Origin of the sequence: Devosia sp. UYZn731 (assembly GCF_040546795.1) — a bacterium.
GTDB lineage: Bacteria > Pseudomonadota > Alphaproteobacteria > Rhizobiales > Devosiaceae > Devosia.
Map to the genome: position 1 here is coordinate 226036 of NZ_JBEPOL010000003.1, position 15227 is coordinate 241262.

Annotated in this window: 12 protein-coding genes; 5 read left to right on the top strand and 7 right to left on the bottom strand. The window is 63.5% G+C overall.

Annotated features, from left to right (window positions below):
• The first annotated feature begins 184 nt into the window (after positions 1-184).
• The 4 genes from ABIB57_RS09025 to ABIB57_RS09040 all read left to right on the top strand — a co-directional run bounded on the left by ABIB57_RS09025 (position 185) and on the right by ABIB57_RS09040 (position 4316).
• A complete protein-coding gene (locus ABIB57_RS09025; RefSeq protein ID WP_354040134.1) occupies positions 185-1984 on the top strand; it encodes an outer membrane protein assembly factor BamB family protein in 1800 nt (599 codons plus the stop codon).
• Between the two features lie 50 nt (positions 1985-2034).
• Entirely contained in the window at positions 2035-2757 is a 723-nt protein-coding gene (locus ABIB57_RS09030; protein ID WP_354040135.1) for a hypothetical protein, read from the top strand.
• On the top strand, positions 2747-3634 hold the full coding sequence (locus ABIB57_RS09035; protein ID WP_354040136.1) for a pentapeptide repeat-containing protein: 888 nt from the start codon (positions 2747-2749) through the stop codon (positions 3632-3634). Before ABIB57_RS09030 ends, ABIB57_RS09035 begins: the two co-directional genes overlap by 11 nt.
• A 127-nt stretch (positions 3635-3761) precedes the next feature.
• Positions 3762-4316, top strand: coding sequence for a c-type cytochrome (locus tag ABIB57_RS09040; RefSeq protein WP_354040138.1), 555 nt, complete (start codon positions 3762-3764; stop codon positions 4314-4316).
• Between the two features lie 27 nt (positions 4317-4343).
• On the opposite strand, the gene ABIB57_RS09045 is transcribed toward ABIB57_RS09040, so the two are convergent.
• From ABIB57_RS09045 to ABIB57_RS09065, 5 genes are all read right to left on the bottom strand, one after another.
• On the bottom strand, positions 4344-5225 hold the full coding sequence (locus ABIB57_RS09045) for a carbohydrate ABC transporter permease (RefSeq protein WP_354040140.1): 882 nt from the start codon (positions 5223-5225) through the stop codon (positions 4344-4346).
• Entirely contained in the window at positions 5222-6103 is an 882-nt protein-coding gene (locus tag ABIB57_RS09050; RefSeq protein WP_354040142.1) for a carbohydrate ABC transporter permease, read from the bottom strand. The genes ABIB57_RS09045 and ABIB57_RS09050 overlap by 4 nt, the downstream gene beginning before the upstream one ends.
• 201 nt (positions 6104-6304) lie before the next feature.
• Positions 6305-7579, bottom strand: a complete 1275-nt coding sequence (locus ABIB57_RS09055; protein ID WP_354040144.1) for a type 2 periplasmic-binding domain-containing protein — start codon at positions 7577-7579, stop codon at positions 6305-6307.
• 100 nt (positions 7580-7679) lie between these two features.
• Positions 7680-8756 carry an ABC transporter ATP-binding protein gene (locus ABIB57_RS09060; protein WP_354040145.1) on the bottom strand — a complete coding sequence of 359 codons (1077 nt, stop codon included), beginning with the start codon at positions 8754-8756 and terminating at the stop codon, positions 7680-7682.
• Between the two features lie 219 nt (positions 8757-8975).
• Positions 8976-11747, bottom strand: a complete 2772-nt coding sequence (locus ABIB57_RS09065; RefSeq protein WP_354040147.1) for a glycoside hydrolase family 2 protein — start codon at positions 11745-11747, stop codon at positions 8976-8978.
• 154 nt (positions 11748-11901) lie between these two features.
• Between ABIB57_RS09065 and ABIB57_RS09070 the strand changes: the two genes are divergently transcribed.
• Entirely contained in the window at positions 11902-12924 is a 1023-nt protein-coding gene (locus ABIB57_RS09070; RefSeq protein ID WP_354040149.1) for a LacI family DNA-binding transcriptional regulator, read from the top strand.
• Here the strand turns inward: ABIB57_RS09070 and ABIB57_RS09075 are convergent.
• Complete coding sequence (locus ABIB57_RS09075; protein WP_354040151.1) at positions 12921-14012, bottom strand: LacI family DNA-binding transcriptional regulator; 1092 nt, start codon at positions 14010-14012, stop codon at positions 12921-12923. The two genes, ABIB57_RS09070 and ABIB57_RS09075, sit on opposite strands and share 4 nt — an antisense overlap.
• Before the next feature lie 128 nt (positions 14013-14140).
• Positions 14141-15211, bottom strand: coding sequence for an HlyD family secretion protein (locus ABIB57_RS09080; protein ID WP_354040153.1), 1071 nt, complete (start codon positions 15209-15211; stop codon positions 14141-14143).
• Between the last annotated feature and the right edge of the window lie 16 nt (positions 15212-15227).

Here is a 15227-nt window from a genome sequence, read left to right on the forward strand (position 1 = left end):
CGGCGGTTCAGCCAAGGCCACTCTGGCGCGTTGTGGAGGGCGTTTGGGGCTGGACATCCCATAGGTTGCCTATGAGCCACATTGGGTTCCCCACTATAGTGCAAATGCGACTTTGAGATCATGAATGGCAGGCCCGGCGGGCTGATCTTCGCCGGTAAAAGTCGATAAAAACGGGAGCAGGACCTTGGCAGCACCAGGCCGAAACACACGATTTTCCATCAGCGCCATGGCGGCAATCTTGCTCGCCAGTTGCGCGGGCTCGGCGCTGGCGCAAGACGCCGCCCCGGCCACTGACGCCGCGCCAGTCGCCGATGCCGCACCGGCCGCCGATGCGGGGGTGACGGCCCAGCAATTGCTGGATGCCAACTCCGATAGCGCCAACTGGCTGATGTATAACCGCACCTATGACGGGCAGCGGTTTTCCCCGCTGGACGAAATCAACCGCGACACCCTCAAGGGCCTCAAGCTGGCCTATACGGTGGCGCTGGCGCCGCCCAATGGCGCATTGGGCAATTTCAAATTCTCCGGCCTTGAAGGCACGCCGCTGGTCCGCGACGGTCATATGTATCTGACCGACGGGCTGAGCCGCGTCTACAAGATCGACCTGACGAGCGGCAAGCGCGGCTCGATCGAGTGGATCATGGACCCGCAGGCCGAAGTCGCTCCCGGCGTGGTCGAGCCGCCCAACAACAAGGGCGTCGCCCTGCTGGGCAACAATGTCTATTCGCTCACCTTCGATGGTCGGCTGACCGCGACCGACGCGGCGACAGGTGATGTGGTCTGGGAACAGCTGGTGCAGACCGATCCCAAGCAGGCCTTCACCATGTCGCCGCTGGCGATCGGCAATTCCATCCTGATCGGCACGGCGAACGGCGACAGCGGCGGGCGCCACTGGATCCAGTCGCGCGATGCGGCGACCGGCGATCTCAATTGGCAGTTCAATACCATCCCTGGCCCCGACGAGCCGGGCGGGGATAGCTGGAAAGACACCACCAACGGTTGGGAGAATGGCGGCGGCGCGCCGTGGAATACCGGCACCTACGATCCGGCCACCAATGTCACCTATTGGGGGGTGGGCAATCCGTTCCCGGCCTATGACCCGGCAGCGCGTCCCGGCGACAATCTCTATACCAACAGCCTGTTGGCGCTCGACGCTACCAGCGGCAAGCTGGACTGGCATTTCCAGTACACGCCGAACGATTCCTGGGACTATGACGAAATCGGCGCGCATGTGCTGGTCGACACGACCGTCGACGGGGAAAGCCGCAAGCTGGTCACCCATTTTGGCCGCAACGGCTTCTACTACGGACTTGACCGCGCCAGCGGCGCCTTCGTCAATGGCGGGCAGTATGTCGACAAGGTAACCTGGACCAAGGGGCTCGATCCCAAGACCGGGATGCCGGTGGAATATGACGCCAGCCTGCCGGTCCAGACCTATATCCCGACCACGCGTCCGGGTGGTCTCGATGGCAAGGTCGACACAACCTGCCCCATGCTGCAGGGCGGCACCAATTACTTCCCGGTATCGTATAGCCCCAAGACCGCCCGGCTCTACGCCGTGGCCTTCGAAGGCTGTTCAACCTTTGCCACTGCCGGTGCAGGGGGGACGGTCGATAACGTGATCCGCGGCAGTGTCGTGCAGCTCGACCCTGTAACCGGCGCAGTGACCAAGAAGCGCGCTACCGATTTCGCGCCCTATGGCGGGGTGTTGGCAACGGCCGGCGATCTGCTGTTTTCCAGCCAGATCGACGGCTCGTTCGAGGCCATGGATGCCGACACGCTTGACGTGCTGTGGAGCGTCAATCTGGGGTCGCAGATCAGCGCGCCGCCGATCACCTACACGGTCAACGGCAAGCAGTATGTGGCGATCGAAGTGGGCGCATCGCCGATCTTCGATCTGCTGGGCTACAACTCCAAGGGTGCAGACCCCGACGCGGCCGCCAATATGCAGACCAGCGCGACGGTCTATTTCTTCGCTCTTTAATCAAGGGGGGCGGCCCGCAATGGCCGCCTCCGCCAATCTTTCGAGGTCCTATGCGCGTCGGCCGGTATCGAGGTTCAAGTTTCGCCGTGATCATTGTGGTGCTGTGCTGTGTGGGCGGCCCCGCACAGGCGCAACAGAACAGCCAGCATCGCCTCGATATCTGGGACCTCAAGCTCGGTTCTGCCGCCAAGGACCTGCCGGAAGAGGCGTTTATCGATTTCGCCTGCGGCACCAAGGGTGGACCGCCCGGAACCGCGCTGGGCGGGTTTACGGATTTTGCCCGCTGCGCCACCGAAGCGGACGGGCTGCACGAAGTGGCCTTTCGCTATGATGACGAGCTGCAATATCGGCTGCTCGCGCGCGGCGACCTACAGGGCGCCGAAACCAATGGCGGCACGACCGTCTACGACTATAGCGTGATCGCTTCGGCATTGTTCGACGATGGCGGCGTGCTGCGCGGGGTGCGCGCCGTTACCGATGATCGCACGACGCTGCGCAATCGCGCCACCGCCTATCTGATGTCGGACGCGCTTCTAAACCGGTTTGGTCTCGACGGTTGGGCCTGTGTCGATACGCCAGCCAGCCGCGGCGAGGAGCCGCTGGCGGGCCAGTATGTCAACAAGAGCTGCATCAAGGTGGTGGATGGCACGACCGTAGCTGTCAGCTCGCATCTGTTCCGGCGGCGCGGCGAGACGCAGACCAACCGGTTCACCGGACAGGTCGTTCGCGGGCAGTTCGAAAGTTCAGCCGGGTTTGAAATTCATGAAAACTAGCGCTGTGATCAGGGTATTGGCGCTGGTGGTGGCCGCATTGGCGCCGATGTCAGCGCGCGCTGACGCCTTGAGCGCGTTCCTGTCGGGCGCCAGTGTGGATTGCGCCGGGTGCGACTTGTCCAATGCCGACCTCAAGCATCGCGATCTGTCGGGGGGCAATCTGGCGGGGGCGAATTTAGCGGGCGCCGATCTTTATGCGGCTAAACTGGTGGGCACGGATTGCACCGGCGGCAATCTGGATGGGGCGCGGCTGAAACGCGCCGATCTCACGGGGGCGGTGCTGAGCCGCGCGACGGCGCAGAATGGCAATTTCCACGCGGCCGAATTGCGCAATGCCAGGTTCGACGGCGCCAATCTGACCGGTGCCAATTTCAACCGGGCCGATCTGTCGCAGGCTGATCTGAGTGGCGCCCAACTGGTTGGGGCGATGTTATATGCCGCCAATTTGGGCAAGGCGAATTTCCAGGGCGCCGATTTGAGCCAGGCCATGCTCGGCCATGCCAGAATGCCGCAAGCCGATTTGAGTGACGCGACGGCAGTGGGTGTCGACTTCACCGAGGCGGCGATGCGCGGCGTCAATTTCGGCGGGGCCACGCTGGACAGATCGGCGTTCGATCATGGCGACATGCGCGATACGATCTTGTCGGGGGCGAGCCTGGTGGATGCGCGGCTGCCATGGGCGGATTTGCGCGGCAGCGATCTGACCGGCAGCACCATGACCGGGACCAGCCTTTACAGCACCGACTTGCGCAATAGCGATCTGAGCCGGGCCAATCTCAGCGGCGCCATCCTGCGCCGCGCCCATGTCGGCGGAACGAAGTTTGACCAGACCTTGCTGACTGGAGTGACAATGCCGGGCGGCACAATGCACAACTGAAACGGGCTGAACGATCATTTGCCCCAGCCACGTATTGGCTGGGCGCCAGACAAATAAAGACGATACCGCATGGGGCTGTTCCCCATGCGCCGGCAATGCACCGGGTGTCCGGTCGATGGAGGAAAAAGTGAGTTTTGTGCGATTTGCAGCGGTGCCCGTCCGCATTCTATGGGCCTTGGCGATTGTCGCGGCGGGAACGCTGCCGCTGACCGTGAGCAGTTCCGCCCAGGACGCGGCGCCTGCGGTCACCGACGTTGCGCCGGGCTCGCTGACGCCGGAGCAGATCGAGACCAACCGGGCGGCCTGGAAAAAGTCGGATTGCGCCAGTTGTCACGGCTGGTCGGGCAATGGCCACGATACCGGCCCCATTCCTCCCGGCCCCTCGCTGCGGGAAACCCAGCTGGAGTTTGCCGATATCCGCGAAGTCATCCAGTGCGGCCGGCCCGGCACCAATATGCCGTCGCATGACCGGCTCGCCTATACGGATGATCGTTGCTACGGCATGACTTCGGCCGATATCGGGGTCGACAAGCCGGTCAAGGGCCTCGCGCTGAGGCCGGCGGACATGGATGCGATCGCCGCCTATGTGGCGGGCTATCTCAAGGGCCGCACCGACATCACCAGGGACGAATGCGAAGGCTATTATGGTGCTGGTAACGCCGCGTGCAGCGCCTATCCCTGATCGGCGCAGATAAGCTTGACGCCGGGGTTATCCCTTGACCCCGGCGGACAGCATGATGGCCTGAGTCACACGGCGCTGGAACAGCAGGTAGACCACGGCCACCGGCAGGCCGGCCATGACGGCGGAGGCCATCAGGCGGGCATAGACGATGCCATAGGCGTCCTTGACCTGGGTGATGCCGACGGGGACCGTCATGGTGGCTTCGCCGGTGGCGGCGAGGAAGGGCCAGAGGAAGGCATTCCAGGCGCCGATGAAGGTGATGATGGCGAGGGCGCTGGTAATGCCCCAGTTCATCGGCAGGTAAATGCGGAACAGGATTTTGAACGGGCCGGCGCTGTCCATCTGGGCGGCCTCGCGATATTCCTTGGGCACGCTATCGAAGAACTGCTTGTAGACGATGATGACGACCGGCACGATGAGCTGCGGCAGGATGATGCCGGGCCAGGTATTGAGCAGCTTGAACTGCGCCATTAAGACAAAATGGTTCACGATCAGCGCCTGCATGGGCACCATGAAGCAGGCCAGGATCAGCACGTAGATGACGCGCCGTCCGGGGAAATCGAGCTGGCTCAGCGCATAGGCGCAGCCGGCGGAACTGACGATCACGATGACGGTGATCAGCGCCGAGGTCACCAGCGAGTTGACGTACCAGTAGCCGATCCGGGTATTGGTCCAGATATATTGATAGGCCTCGACATTGAGGCGCTTGGGCCAGAGCGACAGGCCATCGGCGATGACCTCGGTTTCGGATTTGAACGAGGTGATCACCGCCCAATAAATCGGGAAAAACGCCGCCAGCGCGAAAACGATGGTGATGGCCGACAGGATCAGCCCGCCGATATCGATGCTGCGGTCGCGCCGGGCGCGATCGGGGATGACACGGCTTTGTGGAATGGCGTCGGCGCTCATTTCTCACCTCGGGCACGGAGCAATTGATATTGCAGGACGGAGAGCACGATGATCATGCCGAACAGGATCACCGAGGCGGCAGCGGCCTCGCCGCCCTTGTTCTGCTGGAAGGCGGCTTTGTAGATGTATTGCACCAGAACGATGGTGGCATCCTGTCGCCCGCCGATGGAGAACAGGTAGACCTGGTCGAAAATCTTGAGCTGGGCGATGAGCTGGATGGTCAACACCAGCGCCGTGACCGGCCAGATCAGCGGCCAGGTGATGCGGCTGAACTGGCGCCAGCGGCCGGCATTGTCGAGGGCCGCAGCCTCGTAGATTTCGGGCGACACATTGCGCAGCCCAGCGATGAACAGCAGCACGTTGAAGCCCAGCGTCCACCAGATGGTGACGACGGCGACAGTGGGCATGAAGAACGGAATGGTGCGGGTCAGCGACATCGGCTGGCCACCATTGAAGGGGCGCACGAGGTATTGAATCATGCCGTATTGCACGTCGATGATCCAGTTCCAGGTGAGGAAGACGACCGAGACGGGAAGGATATAGGGCAGGAAGAAGCAGGCCATGACGAAGCCCTGTTTCCAGCCCTTGAGGCGATTGACCGCCATGGCGATGGCCAGCGAGATCAGGGTGTTGGGGATGACCGTCAGCAGGACGAAATAGGCGGTGTTGAGGAACGCGGCGCTGAACAGCTTGTGGGTGATGATGCGGACGTAGTTCTTGAAGCCAACCCACTCGCCGGGGCCGATCAGGGGGGCATCGGTGAAGCTCATGATCAGCATCTGGATGGTGGGCCAGACGAACAGCACGCCATAGATGAGCACGAAGGGTCCAACCAGAACCGCCGCGGCGAGATATTCCTTGCGTCGATCTCTGAGCATTGTTGTTCTCCCGTTTGCGCGACCACTGTGATGCTCCGTTGCGAGCCTCGGTCGGTTCCCTCCCCCTTGTGGGGAGGGCTAGGGTGGGGGTCCTTCTGCTGTCGCGTTTGCGGCCGCACACCCCCACCCTGCTCGATCACGGGCTTGGCGACGCCAAGCCCTATCTCGCTTCCCTCCCCACAAGGGGGAGGGAAAGAAAGACTAAAGCTGACCGTTCAAATCGTCGCGCATTTGCGTGGCGGCTTCGGCGGGGTCGATTTCGCCGCTGGTGGCGGGCACGATGTAGTTGGTCCAGGCATCACCGAGCGGTGCCGCAGGGCCGGCCAGAACCGTGCGCGGATCGAAGACGGCGGTGGCGGCAAATCCGGCATAGTCGGACTGGGGCTTCAGGGCCTTGAACTCGGCGCTTTCACGCACCGCGTTGAAGGCCGGGATATGGCCGGCACCGGCCCAGGAGATGGAGTGCTCGTCCATCCACTTGATGACCTGGAGGACGGCGGCGCGCTTCGCCGGATCGGCTTCCTTGCCGGCATTGGCGGGGATGACGAAGGAGTGCGAGTCAGACCAGGCGGCCGACTTGTCGAACAGCACGGGAAGCTGCACGGCACCCCAATCGAATAGTTCGCCCTTGGCCTTGAGATCGGTCATGGTGGGGACTTCCCAATTGCCCATGATGAAGAACGCGGCCTTGCCGGAGGTGAAGGTGGCGAGCGCTGCGGGAGATTCGATCTGCTTGGGGGTCCAGCCCTTTTCGACCCAGCGGGCCATGGTGGCGGTCGCGGTGGTCAGCTTGGCGAGGTCCTCGTCGGTGGGGAAGAAGCCGCCGGCATCGGCATCGAACATGGTGCCGCCCTGCTGGCCGAAGAAGGAGTAGACGGCGCGGTAGCGATCGCCGGTCGGCATGGAGAGGCCAACCTGATCGTCATGGGTGAACTTGGCGAGGGCAGCCTCGAAGTTCTCCATGCCGTCGAGGCCCTTGGGCAGGCCATCGTCGCCGATATAGCCAGCTTCAGCCAGCATGGCCTTGTTGTAGTAGAGGATCAGGCCATGCTGATCGAAGGGCACTGCATAGCGCGTGCCATCGACCTTGGCGGCTTCGGCGGCGGCGGGGGTGAACTGGTCATCGGCGAGGCCGACTGCGGCCAGTTCCTCATCGGTGATGGGCGAAAGCGTGCCGCTACTGACTGCCAGCGGAATGCGCGACAGGTGATAGGTGGCGATATCGGGACCTTCGCCGATGGCAGAGGATGTTTGCAGCTTGGTGTAGAACGGAGTGCCCCATTCCAGCGTCGTGCCTTCGATCTTGATCTGGCCGTCATGCTCCTTGTTGAAGCCGTCGATCAGCGCCTTCATGCGCACGCCGTCGCCGCCGGCCAGGAAGTCCCACCAGACCACGGTCTGCTGCGCCATGGCGCCGGTGGCGAGCGCGAAGAAGGCCGTCGAGGCTAGGGCGAGGCGTCGTATTGATTTTCTCATGCGTATTCCTCCCATTTGGTTTTGCTCTATGCGGCATGTCGGTCGGGCGGTGCGTCGCATTGAGCCTGGTAAGCGCACCGCCGGAAACTGGATGCCGATCTCAATCGGCGTGGTAGGCCACTCCCGCCGCATCGAAGAGATGCGTGCCGTCGCCATCGGCGGCGAGCGCGACGGGGGCGCCGGTTTGCAAGAGGCTCTTGCCGACATCCTCGGCCACGACCAGCGTGCCGTCGCGCAGGCGGACATGCAGCAGCGTGCGATCGCCCAGGCGTTCGACCAGCTCGATGGTGCCGGTGAAACTGCCATTGGCGGCAACCCGGAGGGCATCGGGGCGAACGCCGAAGGTAAGTTCGCCCGCGGGCAGGCCAATGCTGGAGATGTTGGTTTCGATCACTGTGCCGCCGGTGGTGACGACGGCGCGGCCGTTCTGTTCGGCCAGGGCGGTAACGGGCAGGAAATTCATCGCCGGGGAACCGACAAAGGCCGCAACGAAGCGCGAGGCGGGCCGGGAATAGACTTCCATCGGCGTGCCGATCTGCTCGATCTTTCGGTTGTTCATCACGACAATGCGGTCGGCCAAAGTCATGGCCTCGATCTGGTCGTGGGTGACGAAGATCATCGTCGTTTTGAGGCGCTGGTGTAGCTGGGCCAATTCGACCCGGGTGCGGACGCGCAGGCTGGCGTCGAGATTGGACAGGGGCTCGTCGAGCAGGAACGCTGCGGGTTCGCGCACGATGGCGCGGCCGATGGCGACGCGCTGGCGCTGGCCGCCCGAGAGCTGGGCGGGGCGGCGTTCGAGCAGCGCGGTGATTTCGAGCATGCGGGCGGCTTCATCGACGCGGCGGGCGATATCGGCCTTGTCGGTACCCACATTCTGCAGGCCAAAACTCATGTTTTCGCGCACCGTCATATGCGGGTAGAGCGCGTAATTCTGAAACACCATGGCGACGCCGCGCTGGCCGGGCGGCAATTGATCGACGCGGCGCTCGCCGATGCGGATTTCGCCTTCGTCGACCTCCTCGAGGCCGGCAATCATGCGCAGCAGGGTGGACTTGCCGCAGCCGGAAGGGCCGAGGAAGACGATGAACTCGCCGGACTTAATGTGCATCGAGACGTGTTCGAGCACGCTCACGGCGCCATAGGACTTGCTGACCTCGGACAGGACGATATCGGCCATCGGTATTGCTCCTCATGTGTCTGGCGCGGCGGGTTTTCCCGTCTCACGCTGGCGATTTGCGTCGAACCATCGGCTTACTTCTCACCTCCCCCTTGGGGGGAGGGGTCGGGGGTGGGGGTGTCGCGCCTCCAGCAAACGCCGAGTCGCTGGGTGGGCCGACACCCCCACCCCAACCCTCCCCTCAAGGGGGAGGGAGCTAGATCGTGCCCAGGCCGGTCTCTATCGATCCACCTGGAGTTCCTTGGCCGTCTGAACGACGCCATCGAAGAGTGCTGCGGCGACCGGATCCGCACCCGGCGCTTCCCGCGTCAGCCGGAACGTCGTCGCCACCACGCCGCCACGCCCAACCCGTTTTTCACCAATGATGGCGGCCGCCTTGTGCACCCAGCCGACGACGATGCCGGCATGCACGTTGGAGCCGAATTCCCAGGGGCGGAAGCCGCCCAGCAGGTGGTGCGGCACCACGTCGGAGAACGAGAGATCGAAAATCGGGCCGCCCGGAATGTGGGCGAAGGGGCCGTCGCGGCGGACCCAGGAGAAACCGGCGATCCAGTCGCCGCGATAGATGGTGCCATCGCGTTCGATAAGGGTAATGCCGGGCAGGTGTTGCTCAGTGCTGGCGCGGAATTTCTTGCCATCGGCGACGATGCTGCGGTGGGGCAGTTCGCCATCGGGCATGTCGGTGCGCAGGTTGTTGTTGGTCTTGACCGTACCGTCGGCGAGGATCGCATAGCGCGCGCCGGCCTTGATGGCCTCGACATCGGCGCCGTCGACGGCGTGGACGAGGTGGACATCAGCTTCGGCGGCGGAAACGACGCGATAGCCGAGGCCCGTCGCGTAGGCGGCGAGCTTGGAATCGGCGACGGCCAGGGTTGGCAGCGACGCGGTCCGGCGGGTGGCATAGACCGAGATTTCGAGGCTGTTGCGCGACAGTTCGGTGCCGTTGGCGCTCAGCACGAAATCGAGGTGCAGCACGCGGTTGTCGCTCCCGGCCGGAATGGCCAGGTGGAGCGAGGTCAGCGTGGTCGAAACCTTGCCGCTGGCGGCAATGGCGGTCGAACCCGAGAGGTCGCCGCTCCAGGTGAGTTCTGCGCCGGCCGGAATGGTCTGGCCGCCGCTGGCAATGGTGACATCGATGGGCAGGCTGGTGCCCGCATAGGCCGAATAGCGCGAGGGGCGCGGCACGATGACGATGTCATTGTTGATCTGAGCGAAGACGTCATGGAAGACGCGCGGATTGCGCTCGATATCGAGGAGGCCATTGGCCTCCCAGTGCACGTCGGTGAACTCGGTGATCACATAACCCATGATCGAGGCATGCTGGCGCATGGTCTCGATTTCGTAGCGCAGGTTCATGAACTGGTACCACTGCACCGCAGTGATGAAACCGTCGAACGAGCCGAAGGTGCGGTGCAGGTCGAGCGCGGCGAAACGCTCCTCGATGCCGTGCGGCAGGGCGACGCCATCGCCCCAGAGCGAGCCGGTCTCGAACCAGTCGGGCTCGCTGCCATCGGGGCGGCGCAGTTTGGCCGGATCGGGAAGGCCCCAAACGCCGAACTCCGAAACAATGAGTGGCTCATCGCCCCGGCGTTCGGCGTCTCCCAGGGAGGAGAACGTCCAATCGGCGCCGGCGGCGAACTGGGCGGTGATGTCGTCCCATTCCTGCCGCCGCTCGGGCACCGAGCGGTAATAGTGGTAGTCGTTGAGGTCGGTCTTGACGTGGAAGTTGGGGAAGCAAGCGGAGTTATCGACGACAAGGCGCGTCGAGTCCTTGGCCTTCAGCCAATCATAGGTGTCCTTGACCCATTGGCGATGCTCGGCATTTTCGAGCATGCGGGTGCCCCAGTCCTCGTTGATGATCGTCCAGGCGATGATCGAGGGGTGGTTGCGGTCACGCTTCAAAATGCCCGTCATGGTGTCGCGCATGCGCTGGGCGGATTTTGTGGTGAAATTGGCGACGTTGGGAATTTCGGTCCAGACGAGGAGGCCGAAGCGATCGGCGACTTCATAATAGCGCGGGTCCGGTACCTTGATGTGGCAGCGCAGCAGGTTGAGCCCGAGATGCTTGGCTTTGCGGGCCTGGTCTTCGAGGAATTCCAACGACGGAGGCGTATAGATGCCGTCGGGGTAATAGTCCTGGTCGAGGGCGCCGCGCATGTAGATCGGCTCGCCGTTGAGCAGCAATTGGCCGTCCTTGGCTTCGATGGTGCGGAAGCCGAACGTGTGGGTGGCGCGGTCGGTGCCGTCATCGAGGTCGACGACGAGCGAATAGAGATTGGGGGCTTCGGGGGACCAGAGCTTGGCATTGGCCACCGGGAGGGAAGCCGCGACGCTCGCGGCGGCAGTCAGGCTGGCGGTGGCGACTTCCGCGCCATCGGCGTCGAGCACGGTGAGTTGGACCGGGAGACCGACGGCGGTATCGGTGAAAGCGAGATCGAGATCGACCGTGCCGTCCATGCCGGCGGTGATGATGACATGCTGGGTGCGGCGGCTGTCACGGGCCTCCAGCGTTACCGACTGCCAGAGGCCGCCGATGCGGCCATACCAGCTGATCTTGCCGTGAGGCACTTCACCGAACGGGAAATCGGGATAGGCGCGCTGATCGGCGGTGGGCATGGTGACGCGCACTTCGATCTGGTTGCTGGCCTTGAGCAGGCGGGTCGGCAGTACGAATTCGAACGGCAGATAGGCGCCTTCATGGGTGCCGATGGCCTCGCCGTTGAGCAGGACTTCGCAGAAATAACTGACGGCGCCGAACTTGAGCGCGAGCTCGTGGCTGCCCCAGCCTTCGGGCACGGCAAAGCTGCGCTGGTAGACGGCGTGCCCGCTAGTATCAACGAGATCGGAGAATTCGGCCTGCCATGGGCCGGGCACATGCGCATCGCGCCAAGGACCGTCCTCGTGGCGGAAGCGCCAGACGCCATCCAGCGACAGGCTGCGGCGCGAGGCCGAATTTGTGTCCTCGGCTCTGGCCAGGCTCGTACCGTTCATTCTCCACCCTCAGCAATATTAGTTATATTATTATCAGCATATGGCGACTGCATCGGTCTGGCAAGGGGGTGAATGGGACGCGCAATCGGTAGCCATCGGGCGTCCCGTTCGGCTAAGACTTGCAAGGAATTGAAGGCCGTAGGGGGAATCCGCGATGGAAAAGCGCGCGACCATGCTCGAAGTGGGCGAACTGGCGGGCGTGTCGCAGGCGACGGTATCGCTGGTGCTCAACGGGGTGCCCAATGCGCGGATATCCAAGGCGACGCGACGGCGCGTGCTCGATGCGGCCGAGGCGCTGGGCTATCGCCGCGGCAAGGCCCATCCGGTGCCCGAGGGGCGCAAGCGGGTGATCGGGCTGTTCATCGACGAGGTATCGACGACGCCGTTTTCGGCGCAGTTCATCGAGGGCGCGCGCGACGAGGCGGCGTTGCAGGAGGTGAGCGTAGCGACGTTCTGCACGCGAAGCGATCCGGCGCTCGAACAGGCGGCGATTGACCTGCTGGTGTCGCAAAAGACCATCGGGGTGATCTACACGTCGCTGATTACGCGGCAGTTGGTGGTGCCCGAAATGTTCGCGGCGCTGCCGCTGGTGCTTCTCAATTGCTATGAGCGCAAGCTGCGCTATCCGACGGTGGTGCCGGGCGACATCGTGGGTGGCTATGTGGCGACCGAGGCGCTGCTCAAGGCGGGGCATCGCCGCATTGCGCATCTGGCTGGCGAGAGCTTTATCGAGGCCTCGGTGGATCGTGAGCGAGGTTTCCGCCACGCGATGGCGGACTGGAAGGTGCCGGTGGAGGAGTCGCTGGTCTCGCTGGGCGGTTGGACCTTGCGGCATGGGCGCGAGCGGGCGTTGGCGCTGCTGTCGCGGCCGGATAGGCCAAGTGCGGTGTTCTGCTTCAACGATCGCATGGCGATCGGTTGCTATCAGGCGGCGCAGTCACTGGGCCTGCGTATTCCGCAGGACGTTTCCATCATGGGCTTTGACGACGAGGACCTGTCGGGGTTTCTGGATCCTGGGCTGTCCACCATGGTGCTGCCGCATGACGAAATGGCGCGCTGGGCCGTCGGGCAGTTGCTGGACGGCTACGACAGCGCCGACCAGGACGATCGGCTGCAAAAGATCAAAATCGAGTGCGAGTTTGTCGAGCGGGAGTCAATCGGTCCGCCAATGGCTTAGACTTTGCGCGGGGCGGCGACGGAGTCGCGCTCGACCAGGGGGCATTCGAGCTTGGTGATGGGAAAACGGTGCGCGGTGGGGGTGGCTTCGCCGAATTGCTCGATGATCCACTGGCCCATGCCGCGATGCGGCAGGATCGAGGTGGTCAGGCGCGGATGCAGGTGGCGCGAGATTTCCTCGTCGTCATAGCCGATGACGGACATGTCGCGCGGGATATCGAGCCCCGCCTCCTTGAGCGCCTCGTAGCAACCAATAGCGGTACGGTCGTTCTGGCAGAAGATGGCGGTGGGCGGCTCGGGCAGGGCGAGCAATTTGCGCGTGGCCTCATAACCGGCGCTGGCCGACCAATTGCCCTCGACCACGAGCGAAGGATCGAACGGAATGTCGGCTGTGGCGAGGGCGCGGCGGTAGCCCTTGAGGCGGTCTTGCGCGGCTTCCATCCAGATTTCACCCGTAATGGTGGCGATGCGCCGATGGCCATGGTCCACCAGATGGCGGGTGCTGCGCTGGCCGCCGGCGATCTCGCTGGGCACGACCGCCAGGTGCGATTGCTTTTCGGTGTAGCAATTGAGCAGGAAGACCGGCACGTCGAGCGCCAGAATCTCGGGTGGCAGTTCGACTTCGCGGGTGAAGATGGTCATGTAGACGAGGCACGAAATCCCCTGATCGACGAAGGCGCGGACCACTTCAGTCTGGGTCTCGGGATCGTTGGAGGTTTGGGCGACCATGACGATCATGCCGTTCGAGCGCGCGGCGGTGTGGGCGCCGTCGATAGCCACCGCGGCTTCGGGGCTGGTGGCCAATTGATCCACCACGAATCCGACCCGGGGGACGGCGGTTTCGCGTTTGAGCGAGGCGCCACTGAGGGGCGCGATATAGCCGAGACGCCGCGCGGAATCGAAAACGCGCTGCCGAGTTTCAGCCGATAGTTTGATGCCGGGGGCGCTGTTCAGCACAAAGGACACTGTGGCCTGCGAGCAGCCGGCTTCGCGCGCCACATCCGTCATGGTGATGCGACGGGCCCGTTCCGCCCGGATCACACGAGCGGACCCCGCGGCAGCTACAGTGGTTTCGGTATGCCGCGGCATGGGGTGCCCAATGCGGGTTGGAAGGTCGGTAAGCTAATAGGTATCAAAAACTAATTCATATTAGCAAGCCATCTTCACCCAAGGCGCTTGGCGATCTGATCGAAACAATCGCCAAGTTGCCGGTGCGTCTAGTGGGTGGCCGGAGCGGCGGTGCCCGCCAGTGCCGTGTCGACCGCGACTTCGACCGACATGCCGGGCAGCAGGCTGGTGCTGAGGGGCTGGTCGGCATCGATCTCGATGCGAACCGGAATGCGCTGGGCGATCTTGGTATAATTGCCGGTGGCGTTATCGGGCTTGAGGACGCTGAACTCGGAGCCGGCGGCGGGCGAGATTTCCGAGATATGGCCGGTCAGCTTGGCATGGTTGAGCGCGTCGACGGTGAAGCTCACCTGCTGGCCGACGGCGATGCCGAACATCTGGGTTTCCTTGAAATTGGCGATCACCCAGGTGTTGGGCGGCGTCACCGAGGTCAGCTGGCTGCCCACGGACACATATTGGCCGACGCGCGCGGTGACTTCGCCGAGAGTGCCATCGACGGGAGCGACGATCTTGGTGTTGCTCAGGTTGATGCGGGCGAGTTCCACCGTCGCCTGGGCGCCTTTGACCGCGCCTTGGAGCGCGGGCAGGCCGGCATCTACCAGCGCCAGGTTTTGTTGGGCGATGCTCAGCGACGCCTGCGCCTGGGCGACGCTGGATTGGGCTTGCACCAGAGCCTGGCGTACCACATCGGCCGCGGATTGCGGCGAGATGCCGGAGGCCAAGAGGGAATCGCTGCGGCTGGATGCCGATTGCGCATTCGCAAGGGCCGCTTCCGCCGCTGTAAGCTGTGCATTGGCAAGATCGACGCTGGCTTGCTTGGAGGCGTGGTTCTGCTCGAAATTGGCCAGCACATTTTGCTGCTGCTGCAGGGTCGCCTCGGCCTGGGCGATCTGTTGCAGGTAGATGCGATCGTCGAGCTGCACCAGCACGTCGCCCTTGGCCACATGCTGATAGTCACTCACCGGCACGGAAACCACATAGCCGGGGAGCTGGGGCGCGATCAGCGTCACCCGGCCCTTAACGAAAGCGTTGTTGGTGGTCTGGACGCTCGAAGTGAAAGGCGGCAATTGCCAAGCATAGAGCACCGCCGCGATGCCCAGGATGCCGGCAAGCAGGACGGGAATTGTGGCCTTGGAGAGGACGATTTCTTTGATACGCATGGGACTCTTTCGGAGA

Bases quoted from the DNA above. Each gene is read 5' to 3' on its own strand.
- ABIB57_RS09030 (WP_354040135.1), top strand. From the start codon at position 2,035: ATGCGCGTCGGCCGGTATCGAGGTTCAAGTTTCGCCGTGATCATTGTG.
- ABIB57_RS09035 (WP_354040136.1), top strand. From the start codon at position 2,747: ATGAAAACTAGCGCTGTGATCAGGGTATTGGCGCTGGTGGTGGCCGCA.
- ABIB57_RS09045 (WP_354040140.1), bottom strand. From the start codon at position 5,225: ATGAGCGCCGACGCCATTCCACAAAGCCGTGTCATCCCCGATCGCGCC.
- ABIB57_RS09050 (WP_354040142.1), bottom strand. From the start codon at position 6,103: ATGCTCAGAGATCGACGCAAGGAATATCTCGCCGCGGCGGTTCTGGTT.
- ABIB57_RS09055 (WP_354040144.1), bottom strand. From the start codon at position 7,579: ATGAGAAAATCAATACGACGCCTCGCCCTAGCCTCGACGGCCTTCTTC.
- ABIB57_RS09060 (WP_354040145.1), bottom strand. From the start codon at position 8,756: ATGGCCGATATCGTCCTGTCCGAGGTCAGCAAGTCCTATGGCGCCGTG.
- ABIB57_RS09065 (WP_354040147.1), bottom strand. From the start codon at position 11,747: ATGAACGGTACGAGCCTGGCCAGAGCCGAGGACACAAATTCGGCCTCG.
- ABIB57_RS09070 (WP_354040149.1), top strand. From the start codon at position 11,902: ATGGAAAAGCGCGCGACCATGCTCGAAGTGGGCGAACTGGCGGGCGTG.
- ABIB57_RS09075 (WP_354040151.1), bottom strand. From the start codon at position 14,012: ATGCCGCGGCATACCGAAACCACTGTAGCTGCCGCGGGGTCCGCTCGT.
- ABIB57_RS09080 (WP_354040153.1), bottom strand. From the start codon at position 15,211: ATGCGTATCAAAGAAATCGTCCTCTCCAAGGCCACAATTCCCGTCCTG.